The sequence below is a fragment of the Thermoanaerobacterium thermosaccharolyticum DSM 571 genome (assembly GCF_000145615.1).
In the GTDB taxonomy this organism is placed as follows: domain Bacteria; phylum Bacillota; class Thermoanaerobacteria; order Thermoanaerobacterales; family Thermoanaerobacteraceae; genus Thermoanaerobacterium; species Thermoanaerobacterium thermosaccharolyticum.
On sequence record NC_014410.1, the window covers coordinates 1,211,493 to 1,234,848 of the forward strand.

At 33.0% G+C, this 23,356-nt stretch carries 24 protein-coding genes; 21 read left to right on the top strand and 3 right to left on the bottom strand.

Going from position 1 to position 23,356, the window contains the following annotated elements:
• Positions 1-60: 60 nt before the first annotated feature.
• The 20 genes from dnaJ to ppdK all read left to right on the top strand — a co-directional run bounded on the left by dnaJ (position 61) and on the right by ppdK (position 19,541).
• On the top strand, positions 61-1,203 hold the full coding sequence (gene dnaJ / locus TTHE_RS05900; RefSeq protein ID WP_013297674.1) for a molecular chaperone DnaJ: 1,143 nt from the start codon (positions 61-63) through the stop codon (positions 1,201-1,203).
• Between the two features lie 15 nt (positions 1,204-1,218).
• Complete coding sequence (gene prmA, locus TTHE_RS05905; protein WP_013297675.1) at positions 1,219-2,145, top strand: 50S ribosomal protein L11 methyltransferase; 927 nt, start codon at positions 1,219-1,221, stop codon at positions 2,143-2,145.
• A 6-nt stretch (positions 2,146-2,151) separates the two neighbouring features.
• Positions 2,152-2,889: a 16S rRNA (uracil(1498)-N(3))-methyltransferase gene (locus tag TTHE_RS05910; protein WP_041587436.1), complete on the top strand. Its 738-nt coding sequence runs from the start codon at positions 2,152-2,154 to the stop codon at positions 2,887-2,889.
• A gap of 129 nt (positions 2,890-3,018) precedes the next feature.
• On the top strand, positions 3,019-4,377 hold the full coding sequence (gene mtaB, locus TTHE_RS05915; RefSeq protein WP_013297677.1) for a tRNA (N(6)-L-threonylcarbamoyladenosine(37)-C(2))-methylthiotransferase MtaB: 1,359 nt from the start codon (positions 3,019-3,021) through the stop codon (positions 4,375-4,377).
• A 14-nt stretch (positions 4,378-4,391) separates the two neighbouring features.
• Positions 4,392-4,736, top strand: coding sequence for a histidine triad nucleotide-binding protein (locus TTHE_RS05920; RefSeq protein ID WP_013297678.1), 345 nt, complete (start codon positions 4,392-4,394; stop codon positions 4,734-4,736).
• Positions 4,737-4,848: 112 nt separating this feature from the next.
• Positions 4,849-5,034: a 30S ribosomal protein S21 gene (gene rpsU / locus TTHE_RS05925; protein WP_013297679.1), complete on the top strand. Its 186-nt coding sequence runs from the start codon at positions 4,849-4,851 to the stop codon at positions 5,032-5,034.
• Between the two features lie 12 nt (positions 5,035-5,046).
• Positions 5,047-5,490 (top strand): GatB/YqeY domain-containing protein, encoded by a 444-nt coding sequence (locus tag TTHE_RS05930; RefSeq protein WP_013297680.1) that lies wholly within the window; start codon positions 5,047-5,049, stop codon positions 5,488-5,490.
• A 161-nt stretch (positions 5,491-5,651) separates the two neighbouring features.
• A complete protein-coding gene (gene yqfC / locus TTHE_RS05935) occupies positions 5,652-5,924 on the top strand; it encodes a sporulation protein YqfC (protein WP_013297681.1) in 273 nt (90 codons plus the stop codon).
• Between the two features lie 103 nt (positions 5,925-6,027).
• The gene (gene yqfD, locus TTHE_RS05940) at positions 6,028-7,233 is read left to right on the top strand and encodes a sporulation protein YqfD (RefSeq protein WP_013297682.1); all 1,206 of its coding nucleotides are present in this window, start codon (positions 6,028-6,030) and stop codon (positions 7,231-7,233) included.
• Complete coding sequence (locus tag TTHE_RS05945; protein ID WP_013297683.1) at positions 7,214-8,215, top strand: PhoH family protein; 1,002 nt, start codon at positions 7,214-7,216, stop codon at positions 8,213-8,215. The genes yqfD and TTHE_RS05945 overlap by 20 nt, the downstream gene beginning before the upstream one ends.
• 5 nt (positions 8,216-8,220) lie before the next feature.
• A complete protein-coding gene (locus TTHE_RS05950) occupies positions 8,221-10,281 on the top strand; it encodes an HD family phosphohydrolase (RefSeq protein ID WP_013297684.1) in 2,061 nt (686 codons plus the stop codon).
• The gene (ybeY, locus tag TTHE_RS05955; protein WP_013297685.1) at positions 10,278-10,766 is read left to right on the top strand and encodes an rRNA maturation RNase YbeY; all 489 of its coding nucleotides are present in this window, start codon (positions 10,278-10,280) and stop codon (positions 10,764-10,766) included. Before TTHE_RS05950 ends, ybeY begins: the two co-directional genes overlap by 4 nt.
• A 7-nt stretch (positions 10,767-10,773) precedes the next feature.
• Positions 10,774-11,472: a diacylglycerol kinase gene (locus TTHE_RS05960; protein ID WP_013297686.1), complete on the top strand. Its 699-nt coding sequence runs from the start codon at positions 10,774-10,776 to the stop codon at positions 11,470-11,472.
• Between the two features lie 19 nt (positions 11,473-11,491).
• Entirely contained in the window at positions 11,492-12,391 is a 900-nt protein-coding gene (gene era, locus TTHE_RS05965) for a GTPase Era (protein ID WP_013297687.1), read from the top strand.
• A gap of 40 nt (positions 12,392-12,431) precedes the next feature.
• Entirely contained in the window at positions 12,432-13,085 is a 654-nt protein-coding gene (gene deoC / locus TTHE_RS05970) for a deoxyribose-phosphate aldolase (protein WP_013297688.1), read from the top strand.
• 126 nt (positions 13,086-13,211) lie between these two features.
• Positions 13,212-13,958 carry a DNA repair protein RecO gene (gene recO, locus TTHE_RS05975; protein ID WP_013297689.1) on the top strand — a complete coding sequence of 249 codons (747 nt, stop codon included), beginning with the start codon at positions 13,212-13,214 and terminating at the stop codon, positions 13,956-13,958.
• 12 nt (positions 13,959-13,970) lie between these two features.
• Positions 13,971-14,372: a DUF4342 domain-containing protein gene (locus TTHE_RS05980; protein WP_013297690.1), complete on the top strand. Its 402-nt coding sequence runs from the start codon at positions 13,971-13,973 to the stop codon at positions 14,370-14,372.
• A 135-nt stretch (positions 14,373-14,507) separates the two neighbouring features.
• Positions 14,508-15,896: a glycine--tRNA ligase gene (locus TTHE_RS05985; RefSeq protein ID WP_013297691.1), complete on the top strand. Its 1,389-nt coding sequence runs from the start codon at positions 14,508-14,510 to the stop codon at positions 15,894-15,896.
• Between the two features lie 198 nt (positions 15,897-16,094).
• On the top strand, positions 16,095-16,910 hold the full coding sequence (locus TTHE_RS05990) for a pyruvate, water dikinase regulatory protein (RefSeq protein WP_013297692.1): 816 nt from the start codon (positions 16,095-16,097) through the stop codon (positions 16,908-16,910).
• Positions 16,911-19,541 (top strand): pyruvate, phosphate dikinase, encoded by a 2,631-nt coding sequence (gene ppdK / locus TTHE_RS05995; protein ID WP_013297693.1) that lies wholly within the window; start codon positions 16,911-16,913, stop codon positions 19,539-19,541. It begins immediately after the preceding gene.
• Between the two features lie 56 nt (positions 19,542-19,597).
• Here ppdK and TTHE_RS06000 read toward each other — a convergent pair whose 3' ends face one another.
• The 3 genes from TTHE_RS06000 to TTHE_RS06010 form a co-directional block, all read right to left on the bottom strand.
• Positions 19,598-20,071, bottom strand: a complete 474-nt coding sequence (locus TTHE_RS06000; RefSeq protein ID WP_231292737.1) for a hypothetical protein — start codon at positions 20,069-20,071, stop codon at positions 19,598-19,600.
• 34 nt (positions 20,072-20,105) lie between these two features.
• Positions 20,106-20,294, bottom strand: a complete 189-nt coding sequence (locus tag TTHE_RS14365) for a hypothetical protein (RefSeq protein WP_041587437.1) — start codon at positions 20,292-20,294, stop codon at positions 20,106-20,108.
• A 119-nt stretch (positions 20,295-20,413) separates the two neighbouring features.
• A complete protein-coding gene (locus TTHE_RS06010; RefSeq protein ID WP_013297695.1) occupies positions 20,414-20,785 on the bottom strand; it encodes a hypothetical protein in 372 nt (123 codons plus the stop codon).
• A 356-nt stretch (positions 20,786-21,141) separates the two neighbouring features.
• Between TTHE_RS06010 and rnr the strand changes: the two genes are divergently transcribed.
• Entirely contained in the window at positions 21,142-23,301 is a 2,160-nt protein-coding gene (rnr, locus tag TTHE_RS06015) for a ribonuclease R (RefSeq protein WP_013297696.1), read from the top strand.
• Positions 23,302-23,356 lie beyond the last annotated feature (55 nt).

Sequence of the window (23,356 nt, forward strand, 5' to 3'; positions counted from 1 at the left end):
ATAAATAAGAACCAGGGCAATCCTGGTTCTCATTCATGTTGAGAAAGGCAGGTGATGTGTATGGCTAAAGATTATTATGCAATATTAGGTCTTGATAAAAATGCCAGCGATGAAGACATAAAAAAGGCTTACAGAACTCTTGCAAAAAAGTACCATCCTGACTTAAATCCAGGCAATAAAGAAGCAGAACAAAAGTTTAAAGAGATAAATGAAGCATATCAGATTTTGTCTGACCCTCAGAAAAAAGCTCAGTATGATCAATTTGGTGATGCAGCATTTAACCAAGGTGGTTTTAATCAAGGAGATTTTGGTGGCTTTGGTGGTTTTGGCCAGGGTGGATTTGATTTTGGCGGTTTTGGCGACATTTTTGGCGATATATTTGGTGATATGTTCGGTGGTAGTGCTAGAAGAAAAACCGGTCCTCAAAAAGGGAATGACATAAGAGTTAATTTAACTTTGTCTTTTGAAGAAGCTGCATTTGGTGTAGAGAAAGAAATTGAAATTGAAAGATATGAAAAATGCGATAGATGCAATGGTACAGGTGCTAATCCGGGAACGAAAATAGAGGTATGCCCCGAATGTCATGGTACAGGTGAGGTCAGAATAACACAAAATACGCCGTTTGGCAGGATAGTCAATGTAAGAACATGTCCTAGGTGCCATGGAGAAGGCAGGATAGTCAAAGATCCATGCTCAAAGTGCCATGGAAGTGGGAAAATAAGAAGACTAAGGAAACTTAAAGTCAATATACCTGCTGGAATTGATGAAGGACAAATGGTATCATTAAGAGGTGAAGGTGAACCAGGGGAAAGAGGAGGAGCTAATGGAGATCTTTTTATTGTAATAAGCATAAAACCACATAAGATATTCAAGCGGGATGGATTTAATGTTTTGCTTAAAATGCCCATAAGCTTTGTAGATGCTGCGCTTGGTGCAGAGATAGAAGTTCCAACTCTTGACGGCAAAGCTATATACAATATTCCACCTGGAACTCAAACTGGAACAGTGTTTAGGCTTAGAAATAAAGGAATACCTCATATTAATGGAAGAGGACGTGGTGATGAATTCGTAGAAGTGTATATTGATGTTCCTAAAAAATTGACAGAAAAGCAAAAAGAGCTATTGAGGGAGTTTGATAAACTCAGCAATGATAGCGGTGGAAAATCTTTTTTTCAAAAAGTAAAAGATGCTTTTGGAGCATAAAAAAGGGTGATATGATTGAAATGGCTTGAGGTAAAAGTCACAACTTCAGTTGAAGCGGAAGAGGCTATAACGAATATTATGCATGAAATTGGTGCTGGTGGTGTTGTTATTGAAGATCCTAATGATTTAAAAATGCTTAATGATGACAGTGAGTGGGATTATGTTGATCCCGATATGATTGTAAACACTGATAAAGTCGTTATTTCAGCTTATTTTCCATTGATGCCAAATACAATAGACAAAGTTAGCATTATAAAGGACAGGATAATGGGGCTAAAGGAGTATAATTTAGACATAGGTGATTTTACATTTGAAACATCGGAAGTCGATGACGATGATTGGGCTAACAGTTGGAAAAAGTATTATAAACCTTTTAAAATAGGGAAACGCGTTGTTATTAAACCATCATGGGAAGATTATAAGCCAGAAGAAAATGAAATAGTTGTTGAACTAGACCCAGGCATGGCATTTGGTACAGGTAGCCACGAAACGACAAAGATGTGTATAGAATTTCTCGAAGATTATGTAAAGCCTAACAATGTAGTATTTGATGTTGGATGTGGTACAGGTATTTTGTCGATTGTAAGTTCGAAATTGGGTGCAAAAAAAGTTTATGCAGTAGATCTGGATGATGTAGCTATAAAAGTGGCATCTTTAAATGTCAAATTGAACAATTTAGATAATATTGAGGTTCTTAAAAGTGATCTTTTACATGAGCTAACTGGAAAAGCTGATTTAATAGTGGCAAATATAATAGCTGATATAATTATCAAAGCTACTTACGATATTTATGAAAAACTTAATGAAAATGGAATATTCATATCTAGCGGTATAATAAAAGATAGGAAAAACGATGTTTTAGATGCTATTTCGAAATATTTTGATATAATTGATATAAAAGAAGATGGTGAATGGATTGCTATATTATCTAAGAAAAAGTGATTTGCTGTGAGAAAATTTTTTGTGAAAAATGAAGATATAAAAGATGGGATTGTAAGAATAAATGGTGACGATGCACATCATATAATAGATGTTTTAAGATTTAAGATTGGAACGAAATTGATAATTTCCAATGGAAAGAATCAATACATTGTTTCCATTCTTGATATTGAGAATTCCTCTGTTATATTAAAAATAATTGAAGAGTATAATCAAGTTGTAGAAAGCCCAATTAACATTACATTGTATCAAGGCCTTCCAAAATCTGATAAGATGGATTTGATTATTCAGAAATGTACTGAGATTGGCATCAAAAAGATTGTACCTGTTGAGACTGAATTTTCTACAATAAAAATAAAAGAAAAAAATATATACAACAAAATCAACAGGTGGAAGAAAATTTCTCTGGAAGCATCAAAGCAATCGGGCAGATCTATAGTGCCCGATGTTTTAGTGCCTGTAGGTTTTAAAGATGCATTAGAAAGTTTGAATGAATTTGACTTATGCTTAATACCTTACGAAAAAGAGACTAATATGAGATTGAAAGATGTTTTAAAGAAAAATTTTAACGCAAAAAATATTTGTGTATTTATAGGACCTGAAGGAGGATTTTCTGAAAATGAAATAATGGCAGCCATAGAATATGGTGCAATACCTGTCACATTAGGCCCGAGAATTTTGAGGACAGAAACTGCAGGTATTGTTACTAGCTCTATTATCTTATATGAACTTGGAGATTTAGGATAGATATACACATTCTTTTTATATGCCTCTTAATTTAAAGTAAAAAAGCGAAAATAAGAGGCTTATTTTTTTATATCTTATTAAATGTTATAATAAATATTGTATTATTTTTAGTAGGAGGAATATTTAAAAGTGGCAAAAGCAAATTTAGCTCTCAGCAATGAAGAGTTTTATAATATATATGGCCGCAAAAAAATCGTATCCTTTTTTACTTTAGGGTGCAAGGTCAATCAGTATGAGACAGAAGCTATGGTTGAGATTTTTAAAAACTCAGGTTATGATGTAGTAGACTTTGATGAATATGCAGATGTTTATATAATAAATACTTGTACTGTAACTGGCAGAGGAGACATGAAATCAAGACAGGAGATAAGAAAGGCAAAAAAAATAAATCCGGATTCTATAATTGCTGTAGTAGGATGTTATTCACAAGTAGCATCAAATGAAGTTCTTAATTTGCCAGAAGTTAATATCGTTTTGGGTACAAAAAATAAAGGCGAAGTCGTTAAATTAGTGGAAAAAGTTAGCGGTGATAAAGAAAAGATAAACGCTGTAGAAAATATATTTGACAATAAAAAGTTTGAAGAGCTAAAAATATCAGCACAAGAAGGACATACAAGAGCATATTTAAAAATCCAAGATGGCTGCAATCAATTCTGTACCTATTGCATTATACCCTATGCAAGAGGACCTGTAAGAAGCAGAAGGCCTGATAATATTTTGGATGAAGTAAAAAGATTACGTGACAATGGATATAAAGAAGTAATATTAACGGGAATACATGTAGCATCTTACGGAAAAGACTTGGAAAATATAAATTTGCTTGATATAATAAAAATGATTCATGAAGTTGATGGAATCGAAAGAATACGAATGAGCTCTATAGAACCGACGTTTTTAACGGAAGATTTTATTAAAGAAGTGGCATCTTTACCAAAATTTTGTAGACATTATCATGTATCGCTGCAAAGCGGTTCAGATAGTACGCTGAAAAGAATGGGGCGAAAATATACAACAAGTGAATACATGGAAATAATAGATAGGATAAGAAAGTACATTAAAGATGTTGCAATAACTACTGATGTTATGGTTGGATTTCCTGGTGAGACTGATGAAGAGTTTAATGAGACGTATGAGTTTTTAAAGTCAATAGAGTTCAGCAAAATGCATGTTTTTAAATATTCGAGACGGGCAGGGACAAAAGCGGCAAACTATCCGGACCAAGTTAAAAATTCGGTTAAAGAAGAAAGAAGCAAAAAACTAATTAAACTTTCTGAGGAGAATGAAGCAAAATTTTATAAGAAATTTGTCGGTAGCACTTTAAATGTATTATTTGAACAAAGCGTTAAAGATGTTGAAGGTTATGTTGAGGGTCTTACCGACAATTATATAAGAGTTGCAGTGGAATCAGATTTAAAAATCAAAAACAAAATATTACCGGTTAAATTAATTGGAGTAAAAGAAGATTTTGCAATTGGAAAATTAGTTTAAGGAGGTGAAATGAATTGAGTGATTGCATATTTTGCAAAATTATAAACAAAGAGATAAATTCAAAAATAGTTTACGAAGATGAATATGTAGTTGCCTTTCCTGACATTAATCCACAAGCGCCAGTTCACTTGCTTATAGTGCCGAAAGAGCACATAGAATCGCCGCTAGATATTAGTGAAGATAACAAAGATTTGGTAGGGCATGTTTATTTAGTTGCTAAAAAGCTTGCCAGTCAATATGGAATTGATAAAAAAGGATACAGGATAGTGTCAAATTGTGGCGATGATGGTGGACAAACAGTTCATCATATACATTTTCATCTTCTAGGTGGAAGATTTATGACATGGCCTCCAGGGTAAACATTGACACAAATTGGTTTTAGGATTATAATATATTAAGATATCCCAATAGTAATCGTAGCAATATACGCAGTTTACATTCGGCAGTTTATCCGGAGGGAGGGAGATTATAGTGTCAGAAGTTCGAGTTGGAGAAAATGAGTCCCTTGATAATGCATTGAGAAGATTTAAACGTCAGTGCTCGAGAAGTGGCGTGCTTTCTGAATTAAGAAAAAGGGAACATTATGAAAGCCCAAGTGTAAAACGCAAAAAGAAATCAGAAGCAGCTAGAAAAAGAAAGTACAAATTTGGCAAGTAAGGAAGTGTGTTTATGGCCCTTAAAGAGCAGATATACAAAGATATGGTTGATGCAATGAAAGCAAAAGACACATTCAGAAAAAATATATTAAGTATGGTTAGATCTTCAATATTGCAAGTTGAAAAGGATACTGGAAAAGTACTTGATGATGATGGGGTCATTGATGTAATTTCAAGGGAAATAAAGCAAAGAAAAGAAGTCCTGCCCGAATATGAAAAAGGTGGAAGGCAGGATTTGGTTGATAAAGCTAACCGTGAAATTGAAATAATGCTTGAATATATGCCTCAGCAGTTGTCTGACGATGAGATTGATGAAATTGTTAGAGGTGTTATAGATGAGATTGGTGCTTCAAATAAAAACGACATAGGAAAAGTAATGAGCAAAGTAATGCCTCTTGTAAAGGGCAAAGCTGATGGCAATAAAGTTAAAACTATAGTTTCACAGCATTTACAGTGAGAAAAAAACTTGGTACGTTAAAGTATCAAGTTTTTTTGTTTTTAATGTAATGTAGAGCATAGGATACAAAAATCCATGCTTTTTTTATTTTTTATATTAAAATCCTGAGGAGAATGTTTTTACTTGATAATTCATAAAATTTAACGGGAGGGGGCTTTATCATGAAGTCAAACACCATAAAAGAAGGAATTTTAAATTTAGTTGACTTTCCAAAAGAGGTATTACTGAACCTTCCTAAGATAACCGTAATAGGTAATACACAAATAACAGTTGAAAATCATAGAGGCATAATAGAGTATATACCAGAAAGAATAAGAATTAATTCAACAATAGGAATGATTAGAATATCTGGCAAGAACATGATTATAAATTCAGTTATGACAGAAATTTTAGTAATTACTGGGAAAATACTAAGCATAGAAATAATTGTATAAAGATGCAAAGTTTTATGCAAAAATGTTAAAAAATTATGCAGTGTTTTTTGCCATTCTAGTGAATATTACGAATTATCTCAATTTCCCCAAAGGAGGTATTTATTTGCTAGCAATAAAATTGTGGAATTTTTTATACGGGTATGCTATTATAAGAATTGAAGGTTTATCAATTGAAAGATTTTTAAATCTTGTTATATCGAAAAACATATATGTGTGGGATGTAAAAAGGACAGACCATACTACTATAGTTGCAAAGATTAGTTTAAAAGGTTTTAAGCTGCTTTTGCCATATACAAAAGTAACTAATTGCAGGGTATTTATTGTCGAAAAAAAAGGTCTTCCGTTTATTATTTTTTATTTGCGAAGACGAAAAATGCTTGTAATTGGTGCATTATCATGTATTATACTGGCATATATTTTTTCAATGTTTATTTGGTCTGTAGAGATTGTAAATCCGAAAAATGTAGATGAAAGTTCTATAATATCAGAACTCGATAAATTAGGTCTTAAGGCTGGTGTTTCTAAGTCAGCTATTGATATACCGAAGATACAGCAAGAATTTTTAATCGATGTAAAAGATATAGCTTGGATAGGGATCGATATAAAGGGAACAAAAGCTATTGTTAAAGTTGTAAAAAAAACTATTCCACCAGCGATTTTACAGGAGAATGTACCATGTAATATAATAGCTAAAAAAGATGGTATAATATATAAGATGACAGTATTAGAAGGAGACGCTGTTAAAAAAGTTGGAGATACTGTAAAAGTAGGAGATGTATTAGTATCCGGCATAGTTGAAAGACCAAATACTGAAACACGGTTTGTGCATTCAATGGGTACAATATTGGCAAGGACTTGGTATGAAGGTTATGCAGATGTAAGTTTAACACAGCAAAAATATGAAAGAACCGGAAAGAAAATTACCGTAACGAAAATATCAATGGGGAATAGCAATTTAACTTTATCTCCCAGAAAGATTGATTTTAAAAATTATGATAAAGAAGTAAAATTCATAACATCAAGCTATTCACCAGTAAAGATAATAAGTGAAACGTATTATGAGACTGTTCCGGTTGATAAGATACTTGCGAAAGATGAGGCGAAGAAGCTAGCAATTGACAAAGCGCTGAGGAATATAAAACCGGCTTTTGGGAAAGATGCTAAAATAGTAAGTAGACAAGAAAAGATAACCATGGTTAATACTAATGTATTACGAGCTGACGTTATAGTAGAAGTAATAGAGGATATAGGGACTCAAGAAAATATCAATTATAATACGGAGGTAAAAATTGAAAGAAGTAACAATTGATATTAATAATATAGAACAAGCGGCAAATCTTTTTGGAAAATTTGACGAAAATATAAAATTGATAGAAGAGGGAATGGATGTAAAAATTGTAGTTCGCGATGATATGATTAAAATTAGCGGTGAAGATAGTAATGTTGATGGTGCAGAAAAAGTGTTTAGTGAACTCATTGATATTATTAATAGCGGTGAGATAATAACGGCTCAAAATGTATTATACGCTATGAGATTAGTTAACATGGGAGAGGAAGAAAAACTAAAATCAATATTATCTGACATTGTTTGCATAACATCTAGAGGGAAACAGATTAGATGTAAGACGTATGGTCAAAAGAGATATGTGAATGCAATAAGAAACAACGAGATAGTTTTTGGAATCGGGCCGGCAGGTACAGGTAAAACATATTTGGCTATGGCTATGGCTGTCACATCTTTAAAGAACAAAGAAATAGGGCGTATAATCTTAACTAGACCCGCTGTAGAAGCAGGAGAACGGCTTGGATTTTTGCCTGGTGATTTGCAAGAAAAAGTTGATCCATACTTAAGACCGCTGTACGATGCCCTGTATGATATATTGGGAGCCGAAACATTTCAAAAGTACATGGAGAAGGGCTTAATAGAGGTAGCGCCACTTGCCTACATGAGGGGACGGACTCTTGACGATTCATTTATTATACTTGATGAAGCACAAAATACTACTCCGGAGCAAATGAAAATGTTTCTTACGAGAATTGGCTTTGGTTCTAAGGCTGTTATAACAGGAGACATAACCCAGGTGGATTTGCCTAAAGGGAAAAGATCGGGGTTAAAAGATGTTATAGAGATATTGAATGGAATAGAAGGTATAGAATTCGTTTTATTAAAAGAACAAGATGTTATAAGACATCCTCTTGTTGCAAAAATAGTAAAGGCATATGAAACTTATGAAAATTCTAAAGAAAGCGACGGCAGTACAGATGAAAAAAGCTCTTCTTGGGAGGATTAATTTAGATGTTAATTAAGGACATGCCAATAAAAAAAATATTGTTAAGTCAAAAGGCATATTTAATATATTTTACAGTAATATACATAGTTGCATCAATATTTTTATTCTATACAGCTATAACTCCGCCAAAATTTGATATTAAAGCAGGCGATGTTGCCCAGATAGATATTAAAGCACCTAAAGACATTGTAGATAATTTGGCAACACAGAAAAAGATTCAAGAAGCAGTCAATAGTGTAAATCCAAAATATGATTATGATGAAAATGTTGCCCAAGAGTCGTACGTGAAACTAACCGACTTTTTTAACAAATTAAGGAATATAAGAAAATCTAATGCACAACCAGATGAAAAACTAAATACATTAAAAGAAATACTTCCAATAAAACTGGATGATCAGTCGCTTAAAACTTTACTTTCTGCTGAAGACAATACTATAATCGCTGTTGAGTCATTGGCAATCTCTACTGAAAAGGCTACAATGTCGAGGCAGATAACTGATGATGCTTTATCTGGGGCACTAAGTAGTGTAAAGAGCGTTATTGATAATTCGGATTTAAGTCAGGATTTAAAACCGATAGTTTACACTATAATATCATCGGTGATTTCTCCTAACATGATATATAATACTAGCGAGACGGAACTTGCTAGGAAAGAAGCTGCTGAAAAAGTAGAGCCAGTTGTTTATAAAAAAGGCCAAAACATCATTGTAAGTGGGGAAGTCGTTACAAGCGACCAAATTCAGGTTTTAAAGGCTTTGGGTTTATTAAAGAATAACAGCAGAATAGATATAGCGATGCTTTCTGGGATTATTATGCTATTATTGTTGTCTCTGTTTATCACTGTATACTATATAAATAGGCTCAATAAAAAAGTGAAAGAAAAGAACGCATATATTCAAATACTTTACCTATTGGGAATTATATATTATTTTATTGTTATTGCATTAAAAAATATAAATCCATTATTGATACCATCTGAAATGTTAGCATTATCTGTATCTGTAATATTAGACCCATTTATTGCTATAATGCTAAATACTTTCTTTTCAATCATTGGTGGAATGATGTTGAATTTTAATCAAGCCTTTTTTATCATGTCCATATTTGGGGGTACCATTGGAGCCATAAAAATGGTAAATTCTAAACAAAGAATTGATTTCGTCAAAGCAGGTATCTATGTAAGTGCTGTTAATACATTATCTATATTAGGTGTGGGTTTGATAAATAGTAATAATATTGTATCTGTTCTAGAAAACAGTTTGTGGGGAATTATTAGTGGTGCCTTCAGCGTAATTCTTGCTATTGGATTGCTTCCGTTTTGGGAAGCAGGATTTGATATAATAACACCTCTAAAATTACTTGAGCTTTCAAATCCCAACAATCCTTTATTGAAAAGATTGATGATGGACGCTCCTGGTACGTATCATCATAGCATAATTGTCGCTAATTTAGCAGAAGCTGCTTCTGATGCGATTGGTGCTAACAGTCTTTTAACAAGAGTAGGGGCATATTATCATGATATAGGAAAAGTAAAAAGACCTTATTTTTTTAAAGAAAATCAATTTACTGATGAAAATCTTCATGATAAAATATCTCCAGATTTAAGTACATTGGTGATTACGTCACATGTGAAAGATGGTGTAGAACTGGCTAAAAAGTATAAATTACCTGAGGATATTATTAACTTAATACGAGAACATCATGGGACATCCCTTGTAAAGTATTTTTACAGCAAAGCATTAAAAGCTGATGACTTGTGTGAAGAAGACTCTTTTAGGTATACTGGCCCTAAACCGCAAACGAAAGAATCTGCAATTTTAATGCTGGCAGATTCTATTGAAGCTTCAGTAAGATCCCTTAGTGAACCGACAGATGATGAAATTGAAGCTATGGTTAACAAGATAATTGATGACAGGTTGAAAGATGGGCAGCTAGACGAAAGCAATTTGACATTAAAAGATATTAAAGTTTTATCTAAGTCTTTTTTGACATCTTTGAACGGAATATTTCATCATAGGATAGAGTATCCTGAAATAGAAAATAATAAAGCAGAGGTGTTACAATGAATATTTTGATAGATAATAGACAGGATAAAGTAGATGTTGACGGATTAGATAAAATTGTAGAAGATGTTGTTAAAACAGCTTTAGAAGTTGAAGGCGTTGTAGATGATGTGGAGGTAAGCGTATCATTTGTCGACAACGAAGAGATTCACAAATTAAATAAATATTATAGAAATGTAGATAGAGAAACAGATGTATTGTCGTTTCCTCTGGTTGAATTTGAGGAAATATACTCCGATATTGACGAAGAAAATTATGATGAAGATGATGCAGCAGGTCCGGAGCCAATTGGAGACATAGTGATTTCACTGGAGAAAGCAAAACAACAAGCGGAAGAATATGGACATTCTTTCATAAGGGAGGTAGCGTATCTTACAGCTCACAGTATGTTCCATTTAATGGGGTATGATCATGAGACAGATGATGAAAGAAAGATTATGAGAGAAAAAGAAGATGAAGTTATGAGACGTTTAAAAATAGAAAGGTGATATATTTTTGAAGATTAAAAAGTTAATAGATAGCTTTAATTATGCCATAGAAGGAATTATATATACATTTAAAACTGAAAAAAACATGAAAATACATTTTGCTGCAGCAATACTAGTTTTAATTTTGAGCCTCTTTTATAATTTTAGCAAACTTGAAATGATTGCCATAATTGTTACAATATCACTTGTTCTAATGGCTGAAATGATTAATACAGCAGTCGAAACTATTGTAGATTTAATAACTGATGAATACCATGTTCTGGCCAAAATTGCTAAAGATATTGCTGCAGGTGCTGTATTGATAACTGCTTTAAATGCAATATTTGTTGCGTATTTGCTTTTTTTTAATAGATTAAATCCTTGGACGAATATTTTACTTACAAAGCTTAAGAATTCTCCTGCTCATGTGACATTTATAACACTTATAGTTGTAATGATAGTAACGATAATTTTAAAAGCCTATTTTGGAAAGGGAACTCCATTACGGGGTGGTTTGCCTAGCGGACATAGTGCAATTGCATTTTGTCTTGCTACTGCATCAACGTTTATATCTAAAAATATACTCTTATCGACTATAAGTTTTATAATGGCATTTATGGTAGCACAGAGTAGAGTAGAGGGAAATATACATTCTACATTTCAAGTAATTGTAGGAGCAATTATTGGTATACTTATAACAGTATTATTTTTTCAGATAGTCAAATAAAAATATTTGAGGTGATGATATGACATTTAAATCAGGGTTTGCTGCATTAATAGGTAGAACGAATGTTGGTAAATCCACTTTATTAAACGCTTTATTAGAGGAGAAAGTAGCCATAACTTCTGATAAACCACAAACTACTAGGAATACAATTCAAGGTATATTGACAGGTGAGGATTATCAAGTAGTCTTCATTGACACACCAGGTATACATAAGCCGAAACATAAATTAAGCGAAATCATGATTGAATCTGTGAAAAAGACGTTAACAGAAGTTGATTTAATAATTTATATGGTAGAACCGGATGCTGAGGTTGGACCTGGTGATGAATATATAATTGAGCACTTAATATCAATTGATACACCAGTTATTCTTGTAATCAATAAAATTGATACGGTTCCGCATGAAACTGTTGATAAAACTATCGAAAATTTTAAGGCACAGTATAATTTTAAAGATATCTTGCCAATATCTGCTTTAAAAAATAAAAATATAGATTTATTGAAACATACAATAGTATTATATATGCCTGAGGGGCCTCAATATTTTCCTAGTGACTATATAACAGATAGGCCAGAAAAGTTTTTAGTATCCGAAATAATAAGGGAGAAAATACTGAATTATTTGGAAGATGAAGTGCCACATGGAGTATATGTAGAAGTTAATTCGATGAAAGTTCGCGAAAATAAAGATATTCTGGATATTGAAGCTTTTATATTTTGCGAAAAAGAGTCTCATAAGGCTATTATTATAGGTAAAAACGGGCAGATGTTAAGGAAGATTGGAAGCAATGCCAGAACTGAGCTGGAAAGTCTATTTGGACAAAAAATATATTTAGATTTGTGGGTAAAAGTTAAAAAAGGCTGGAGAGATAATATCAGTATATTAAGAAATTTCGGCTATGTGATTGACAAAAGCTGATGATTGATGTTAAAGTATAGGTATGAAAGGTGGAATTATGATGGAAATTGCAAAAATAATTGATCATACACTCTTGAAAGCGGATGCAACAGATGCACAAATTAAAAAATTAGCAGAAGAAGCTATTGAACACGGTTTTGCGTCTGTTTGTATAAATCCGTGTCATGTAAAATATGTTGCAGATATATTGAAAAACAGCGGTGTAAAGGTATGTACGGTAATTGGTTTTCCTTTAGGGGCTAATACTGTCGAAGCAAAAGTTTTTGAAACAAAAGAAGCTATTTCCAATGGGGCACAAGAGATAGACATGGTTTTGAATATCGGCAAACTTAAAGTTGGAGACTATGATTATGTAAAGAATGAAATAAAAGCTGTAACGCGTGCTGCTAAATCATTTGGAGATATAATCGTAAAAGTCATATTAGAAACATGTTATCTTTCCGATGAAGAAAAAATAAAGGCTTGTAAAATTACAGTGGATGCAGGGGCTGATTTTGTAAAGACATCAACTGGGTTTGGCAGCGGCGGTGCTACCGTACATGATGTAGAACTTATGAGAAAAACCGTAGGTGAAAATTTTGGTGTCAAGGCATCAGGAGGTATAAGGACTGCAGAATTTGCAAGAGAAATTGTCAAGGCAGGTGCTAATAGGATAGGTACAAGTTCAGGTATACAAATTGTAAAGGGATGGTAAGAGTATGATCTTACATCTGATTTGGAATCTTTTTAAAAGAACAGGTAATATTGAATATTTTATGATTTATAAAGATTATGAACGTATCTCCATAGAGAATAATAAGTTTAAAAAGGACAAATTAGTATGAAGTTTATAAAGACTGAATCTATTGTTTTGAAAAGCAGACTTATTGGCGAGTCAGATAAAGTTATTACACTTTTTACAAAAACAAACGGAAAGATACAGGCGATAGCCAAAGGTGCAAGGAATTCTAAAAGTAGATTTTTAGGGTCTTCTCACCCGTTTTCTATTGGATATTATGTTTTATTCCATGGTCAAAATTATTATTATGTGGATCAATGGGAATTAATTCATTCTTTTTTAAAGATTGATGACGACATTTTGAAGCTTTCTTATGCATCGTATTTTGCCGATGTTGTATACAAATTGCTTCAAGATGATGATAGAAATATAAATATCTATAATCTTTTGAAATATTCTTTGCTGTTGCTTGAAAAAGGTTCCGTCAATAATGATTTACTTGCAGTTTTATTTAACTTGAAATTTGTGACGTTTATGGGTTATATGCCTGAAGTTGATCATTGCGTATCTTGTGGTAAAAAAGATAAGCTTGTGTATTTTTCGCCAGCTAAAGGCGGTGTTTTATGCAATAATTGCAAAAGCGCGGTAGATGACATATTCTATTTGAAAAGAGATACACTAAATATATTAAGATTTTTACTTAAATATGGCTTCAATAATATAGGAAAAATAGTAGTGCAAAAAGCGACTGTAGACGAACTAGACAGACTAATGACTGAATATATGAATGTTCATTTTGACAAGATATTTCAGTCAAAGAATTTTTTAGACAAGATAAAGAACATGTAGGAGGTGATAAAGGTGGAAAATGATCTTGAGAAGATTGACCAGATTGTTGCAAGGGCAGGAGTTAGTTATAAAGAAGCGAAGGAAGCGTTGGAGAAAAGCAATGGCGATGTTGTTGATGCCCTTATCTATCTGGAGGAAAACAAGAAAAAATGGACAGAAAATTTATCTGTTGCTGGCTCTGAAGTCGTTGATAAAATAAAAGAAATAGTAAAAAAAGGAAATGTGACGAAAATTAGGATCAAAAAAGATGACAATGTAATACTAGAAATACCGGTTACAGCAGGTGCTATTTCGGCTATTATAGTTCCTCAGCTTACTATAGTGGGTGCTGCGTTAGCGTTTTTTACTAATTGCACTATTGAGATAGAGAGACCAAATAAAGAGATCACAGTTTTAAAAGAAGAAAAGGAATGAAGTATGATTAAATTTGTTGTTATTTCATATTGACATAATTTAAACTATCTGATATTCTAAAATAAATTGAGCATTGACCCTTTTTGCCGTGTAGGAAAAAGGGTTTTGTTTATACATAAGAAGGAGTGTTTGTATATGGCTTTTGAAGTGACTATGGATAAAATAGTATCTCTTGCAAAAAATCGAGGCTTTATATTTCCAGGATCCGAAATTTATGGAGGGCTAGCGAATACATGGGATTATGGGCCACTTGGAGTAGAATTTAAAAACAATGTGAAAAAAGCTTGGTGGTCAAAATTTATACAGGAGAATCAATATAACGTTGGAATTGATTGTGCAATATTGATGAATCCTGAAACATGGGTAGCATCAGGGCACGTAGGTGGGTTTAGTGATCCATTGATGGACTGCAAAGAGTGCAAGTCAAGATTTCGTGCTGATAAACTTGTTGAAGATTATTTGAAAGAACAAGGACAAGAAGCTATTGTTGATGGTTGGTCCAATGACAAATTAAAGCAATTCATAGAGGTAAATAATGTACCTTGTCCTGTTTGTGGTGCACACAACTTTACCGATATAAGAAAATTTAATTTGATGTTTAAAACATTTCAGGGAGTTACAGAAGATTCTAAATCAGAGATATATTTAAGACCAGAAACGGCACAAGGAATATTTGTAAATTTTAAAAATGTATTAAGAACAACAAGGAGAAAAATACCTTTTGGAATAGGACAAATTGGGAAATCTTTTAGAAATGAAATCACTCCTGGAAATTTTACATTTAGGACGAGAGAATTTGAACAGATGGAGTTGGAGTTCTTCTGTAAACCTGGTGAAGACATAGAGTGGTTTAATTACTGGAAAGAGTTTTGTATGAATTGGCTCTTGAATTTAGGTCTAAAAAAGGAAAATTTAAGATTTAGAGATCATAGCAAAGAAGAGCTTTCTCATTACAGCAATGCGACTACAGACATAGAATACAGATTTCCTTTCGGGTGGGGAGAGCTATGGGGCATAGCTGACAGAACAGATTTTGACTTGAAGAGACATATGGAGCACTCTGGAGTTGATTTAACTTATTTTGATCCAATTACAAATGAGAAGTACATACCATATTGTATAGAACCGTCTGTTGGTGCAGATAGAGTGGCTTTGGCTTTTTTGATAGATGCATATAATGAAGAAGAGGTAGAAGAAAATGATACAAGGGTTGTATTGAAATTACATCCTATGATTGCGCCGATTAAGGCGGCTGTTCTCCCGCTGTCAAAAAAACTTGGTGATAATGCTTATAAATTGTATGACGATTTAAGAAAAGAGTTTGTCGTGGATTACGATGAAACAGGGAGCATAGGGAAGAGATACAGGCGTCAAGATGAAATTGGAACACCTTACTGTATTACATATGATTTTGATTCGTTAAATGATGAGTCTGTAACGATAAGAGACAGGGATACTATGCAACAAGTAAGATTAAAAATTAACGAAGTGAAACCATATTTAGAATCAAAATTAAAAATATAAAAAAAATCGGGCTATTGCCTGGTTTTTTTATATTTTATGTTATAATATTATTGGACATTATTGTAATTAATTTTGTTTGAAAATGGTAGTTATAAATCATTAGAAAACGTTAATCTAAGAACTATTATTCACATGGGAATGAAATTGTCCCACATGACTGATATGGTATCAGCTAATATTTAGGAGGCCAAAACTATTGTGGATGAGAATGTTGTTATTTATCTCGTTTCGGATTCTAGTATAGATACAGCAGAACATGTTGCGGCAATAGCTGCTTCTAGATTTGGTGCTAATATAAGTCAGATAAAAAAATTTCCTTATGTTGGAGATAAAAATCAAATTGATGAAATAGCTATTGATGCATCAAATAACAAAAATAGTCTTATAATACATACAATGGTAGTTGACGAGCTTAAAAAGCATCTACTTAAGAAAGCCCAGCAGTTTAATTTGCGCATAGTAGATGTGATGGGACCGATTATGGATGCTATAGAAGGTACTACTGGTATACCACCTTCTGATTTGTTCTTTCCTAAGAGGAAATTGGATGAGGACTATTTTAAAAAGATGGATGCAATTGAATTCGCTGTAAAGCACGATGATGGAAAAGATGCTAACGGTATATTGTTGGCTGACGTAGTGATATTAGGTGTATCTAGGACTTCAAAGACTCCTTTATGTATGTACCTTGCACATAAATACATTAAAGCTGCAAATTTTCCGCTTGTTCCTGAAGTAGATCCACCGAGGGAGTTATTTGAGATAGATCATAATAGAATATTTGGACTCATGATAAATATTGATAATTTGGTGGAAATACGAAAAGAAAGGCTAAAATCGCTTGGATTAGATTCTAAGGCAGTGTATGCTGCTAAAGATAGAATAATTAAAGAACTTAATTATGCTAAGGAGGTGATGCAGAGATTAGACTGTACAGTTATTGATGTAACAAATAAAGCTGTTGAAGAAACAGCAAGCATAATATTAAATAAAATAAATAAAGGAGGACTATAAATGGCAAAGAAGTATGTTTATTTATTCAGCGAAGGTAATGCATCAATGAGAAACTTACTTGGTGGAAAAGGAGCAAACCTTGCTGAAATGACAAATTTAGGTTTGCCTGTGCCCCAAGGCTTTACTGTAACAACAGAAGCTTGTACTAAATATTATGAGGATGGCAAAAAAATATCAGATGATATAGTTGAAGAAATTTATAAGAATATGGCTATTCTAGAACAAATAAATAATAAAAAATTTGGCGACAAGAAAAATCCCTTGTTGGTTTCAGTACGTTCAGGTGCAAGGGTTTCTATGCCTGGAATGATGGATACGATCTTAAATCTTGGATTAAATGATGATACAGTTGTTGGACTTGCTGAAGCTACAAATAACGAGAGATTTGCTTATGACAGTTATAGAAGATTTATTCAAATGTTCTCAGATGTTGTAATGGGAATTGATAAGAATAAATTTGAGGCAATCCTTGATGCTGTAAAAGAAGAAAACGGTGCTAAATACGATACAGATCTAACTGCAGAAAACCTAAAAGAAGTTGTAAAGAGATATAAAGAATTGTACAAGCAAGAGATGGGTGTTGAATTCCCGCAAGATCCAAAGGTTCAGCTACTCGAAGCTGTCAAAGCCGTATTTAGATCATGGGATAACCCAAGGGCTATTGTATATAGAAGGTTAAATGATATACCTAGCGATTGGGGTACTGCTGTAAATGTCCAGACAATGGTATTTGGCAATATGGGAAATGATTCTGGTACAGGCGTTGCATTTACTAGAAATCCTGCTACAGGCGAAAAAGCTTTATTCGGAGAATTCTTAATGAATGCTCAAGGTGAAGATGTCGTTGCAGGTATAAGGACGCCACAGCCAATATCAACATTAAAAGATATTATGCCAGAAGTATACAATCAGTTTACAGAGATTGCAAACAAGCTGGAAAACCACTACAGAGATATGCAAGACATTGAATTTACGATTGAAAGATCAAAGTTGTACATGCTTCAAACTAGAAATGGAAAGAGAACTGCTCAGGCAGCATTAAAAGTTGCAATCGATTTAGTGAATGAAGGATTGATTGATGAAAAAGAAGCAGTATTAAGAGTTGATCCGAAACAGCTTGACCAGTTATTGCATCCAATGTTTGACGCGGAAGCACTAAAAGCAGCAAAACCAATTGCAAAAGGCTTACCAGCATCACCAGGTGCAGCTGCAGGAAAGGTATATTTTACAGCAGATGATGCGGTTGAAGCTGCAAAAGGTAGAGGCGAAAAAGTAGTACTCGTAAGAATGGAAACATCTCCTGAGGATATTGAAGGCATGGTTGTTGCACAAGGTATTTTAACTGGTCGTGGTGGTATGACATCACATGCTGCTGTTGTCGCTAGAGGAATGGGAACATGCTGTGTAGCTGGTTGCAGTGCTGCTTTGATAGATGAGAATGAAAAAGTTATGAAAATAGGAGATGTTATTGTAAAAGAAGGAGACTACATATCAATAGATGGTAGCACAGGTAACGTATATCTCGGCGAAATTAAAACTGTACCACCTTCATTAACAGGTAATTTTGCTACGTTGATGGGATGGGCAGACAGATATAGAAAATTAAAAGTTAAAGCAAATGCCGACATTCCAAGAGATGCAAAAGTTGCAGTAAACTTTGGCGCTGAAGGAATAGGTCTTTGCAGAACAGAGCACATGTTCTTTGCTGAAGACAGAATACCTGCAATGAGAGAAATGATTGTATCAAAGACTGAGGAACAAAGAAGAAATGCATTGAACAAGCTTCTTCCAATGCAAAGGTCTGACTTTGAAGGATTGTTTGAGGCTATGGGAGAACATCCTGTAACAATACGTCTTCTTGATCCACCACTACATGAATTCTTGCCTCATGAGGATGAAGATATAAAAGCTTTGGCAAACGAAATGGGAATGGCATTTGAAGATTTGAAGGCTACTGTAGAAAGTCTTAAGGAGTTTAATCCAATGCTTGGATTTAGAGGATGCAGACTTGCTGTTAAGTATCCAGAAATAGCTGAGATGCAGACAAGAGCTATAATTGAGGCAGCAATAAATGTATCCAATAAACTAGGTATTAATATTGAACCACAAATAATGATACCTCTAATTGGCGATATAAAAGAAATGAAATATGTAAAAGAGATTATAGTAAAAGCTGCCGATGAAGTATTGAAAGAGAAGAATGCTAATCTTAAGTACCAAGTTGGAACAATGATTGAAGTACCTAGAGCTGCTCTTACAGCAGATGAAATTGCAAAAGAAGCAGAGTTCTTCTCGTTTGGTACAAATGACTTGACACAGCTTACATTTGCATTCTCAAGAGATGATGCAGGTAAATTCCTAGAATCATACTATGACAAGAAGATATACGACTTTGATCCATTTGCAAAGCTTGATCAAAATGGTGTAGGCAAGCTTGTTGAGATGGGCACAAAATTAGGTAGACAAACGAGACCTGATTTGAGTGTAGGTATATGCGGAGAACATGGCGGAGATCCATCGTCAATTGAATTCTGCCATAAAGCAGGACTTGACTATGTATCATGCTCACCATACAGAGTGCCAATTGCAAGACTTGCTGCTGCACAAGCCGCAATAAAGGATGAAAAATAAATAACATAGAAAAGTGTAACTTTTTAGGCTGCTGGCATATTTTGTCCAACAGCCTTTTACATATTGCTTTTTATTATTTTGCCATTTTTATCTATAACTTTATATTTGCCTGTGTAAAAATCAATAAAAATCATTGGATATGAGCTGTATTTATTTGTTAATATCTCCCAATAAACTAATTCTTTTCTGGGATTTTCTGTTGTCTCGTGTTTCAACTCTATTTTCCAAATCTCATCGCATAACTTATTATTATTTACAATTGATATTGCATCTTCTCTTGAAATACCATCTTTTGAGTTAACAACATATTCCAAATGTGGATTAAAAAAATGAATTTGATTTATAAAATAAATATTTTTATTGCCTTTACTGTCAATAGCATTTACTACAGTTAATGGTCTACCAATATTATTAAAATGTAAAGAAGTAATTTTAACCGTATGTCCTTCATAAATAACTATAGAAATTGCTTGTATTTGCCTTAAAAAAAGCAATATAAAAAAACAGATTATTAGAATAAATAATAACAATATTTTGTATTTCTTTTTTATAATAATACCCTCCTTAGAATTTTAATAGGGTATAGAACTGACCATAGTAAACTCTATTTGTATATTGATTTAATCCATTTTTATACCATAAAAAAGGTGTTGCACCGACTGTTGTTCCCATATCTTTTGCAAGTTGTGCTATATCATTATCTGCATTACCTGTTATTAATTTAGGATAACCATTATGCGCCCAGAAGTACAATAAATTATAAGCTGCTACTGGTCCACAAGATCTATTACCAACAACTTGTTCTGTTCCAACATTATAAAGTATTTTACCAGATGATAATGCGGTTACATTAGTTGTAATGTTTTTTGTTTTTAATAAATTTTTGCATCCTTACTTGTATCTACACTTAATTTTACACTACTATCATATGTGAAATCAAATATTTCTTTGGATTTTGATTTTTCATCTCCTGCGGCTACACCATAGTTTGATGGTCCATCATACAATAATGTTATTTTCTTATTATTAAATTTGTCTGATTTGGCTTTTATATATTCAGAAAGATAGTCTGAATATGGTGATTGGCCAAGAGCATATTCAACAACTTTATCAGTTTTAGGGTCTACAATGACATATCCAATTATTTTGTTACCATGCAATATATTATAAAGGTAAGCTGATAATTGATCGTCCGAATTATATAAATTTATTCTTTCACTTATTTTTTCTCCATTCCAAATCATAAATTCACCGTAATTTGAAATGTTCTTTATTTGTACTTAAACATCTTTATCTACAGTGTTATCCATAGCAAAAACAAAACTAAAGGTAGAAACTGTAAGAAGAGTAACAATATGAAGACAGAAATGGAGCAAAAACAATTGCAAGAGAATTCACAATACATTAAACATTATGCGGATAAAATTTGAAGAAAAAATTTGCTAACGACTACTTGACACAAACAGTTTTTCTTTAATATTTCTCATAGTAGATGTTATAATTATAATAGATATTGGAAAATTAATTATGTAAGAAATTTGGTGTGTATTTATACTAATATTATGTAAATTTTTATTTTAATGGATTGCGAGGAATATGTATGAATTTTAAAGATAAATTATTAGAGCTTTTTAGCGACGAAAATTACAAGCCTTCAAAGATTGATAATATTTTGAAAATGCTTGATGTGGATTATAGTCAAAAAGGCATTGTTGAGGATTTATTAAAGGATTTAGAAAAAGATGGGACAATATATAAAACAAAAAATGAAAAGTACGCTTTATCAGAAAGACTGGATATAATAAAAGGCAAAATAGATGCTACTTCGAGAGGATTCGCTTTTTTGATACCAGAAAATGAAAACATTAAGGACATATTTATTTCTAAAGACAATTTAAACAATGCAATGCAAAATGATATTGTATTAGTGCGGGTAATAAAAAAAGTTGAAGGTAAAAAGTGGGAAGGAGAAGTTGTGAAAATACTCAAAAGGGCTAATTCTACTATAGTTGGCACTTTTGAGAAAAGCCGCAATTTTGGCTTTGTAGTTCCCGATGATAGAAACATTACGCAAGATGTTTTTATTTCAAAAGCTGACACTATGAATGCTCAAGATGGCATGAAAGTTGTCGTGAAAATAACTAAGTGGCCAGAAAAAAGGAGAAGTCCTGAAGGGAAAATAGTTGAGATTTTAGGCAGGAAAAATGATCCTGGAGTAGATGTACTGTCAGTGATTCGCTCATACAACATACCTGAAGAATTTCCAAAGAAAGTCATAAGAGAAGCAGAAAATATAGAAGATAAAATATCTAGTGAAGAAATATCAGGAAGGACAGATTTGCGCCACCTGAATATTGTGACAATAGATGGTGAAGATGCAAAGGATCTTGATGATGCTGTAGCAGTGGAAAAGCTTGATAGTGGTGATTATATACTTTATGTTAGTATTGCCGATGTCAGTCATTACGTAAAAGAAGGTTCGGAGCTTGATAAGGAGGCTTTAAACAGGGGCTGCAGTGTGTACTTTATAGATAGAGTCATACCAATGCTGCCACATAGATTGTCAAATGGAATTTGCAGCCTCAATCCATCAGAGGACAGATTGACACTTACAGTCAAGATGAAGATAGACAAGAATGGTAATGTTGTAGATCACGATATATTTGAAAGTGTAATACGAAGCAAAGAAAGAATGACATATACTAATGTATACAAAATTTTAGAAGGAAACGATGATGAATTAAAAGAGCGTTATAAAGATTTAGTAGGGGATTTTAATAATATGAGAGATTTGGCAAAGATATTGTTGGAAAGAAGAAAAAGACGGGGTAGTGTAGACTTTGATTTTGAAGAAGCAAAAGTAATTGTTGATGAAAATGGAAAACCAACCGATATTGTAAAAGTCGAGAGAAATATAGCACATAGGATTATTGAGGAATTTATGCTTGTTGCAAATGAGACAGTTGCCGAACACATGCATTGGATTAACGTGCCATTTGTGTATAGAGTTCATGAACATCCTGACATGGAAAAGTTGATGGCATTTAATAAATTTATACACAATCTTGGTTATCACATAAAAGGCATTGGAGGAGATGAAATACATCCAAAGGCTTTACAAGAACTTATAAAACAGGTGAGAGGAAAAAATGAACAAAGGATTGTAGAGACGCTTTTATTAAGATCCCTTAAAAGAGCTAGGTACAGTCCAGAGGATTTAGGCCACTATGCACTTGCAACGCAGTATTATACACACTTTACATCACCTATAAGAAGGTATCCTGATCTTATAATCCATAGGATTATTAAAGAGAATATTCATGGAAAATTGAATGAGAAGCGGCAGGAACATTATAACAAAATATTAAATGACATTTCATTAAAATCTTCAGAAAGGGAAAGAGCGGCGGATTCTGCAGAGAAAGAAATAGAAGATTTGAAGAAAGTAGAGTACATGAAAGAAAGAATTGGAAATGTATATAAGGCTATAATCGCTAATGTTACCAATTATGGGTTTTTTGTAGAGCTAGACAATACTGTAGAAGGATTGGTAGATATAGATACACTTGATGATGACTACTATCATTATGATGATGAAACATATACGTTGATAGGAGAAAGAACGAAGAGAAAGTTTTCTATAGGCGATGAAGTTTATGTAAAAGTTGTAGGTGCAAATGTAGACAGGAGAGAGATAGATTTTGTATTGGCGTCTCCTGATGAAGCAACAAAGATAAAGATGCTTGACATGAGTTTTTAATATGCTATAATAGAAAAGCAAAGGCCCTATTTGTTTGACACAAGTAGGGTGATTT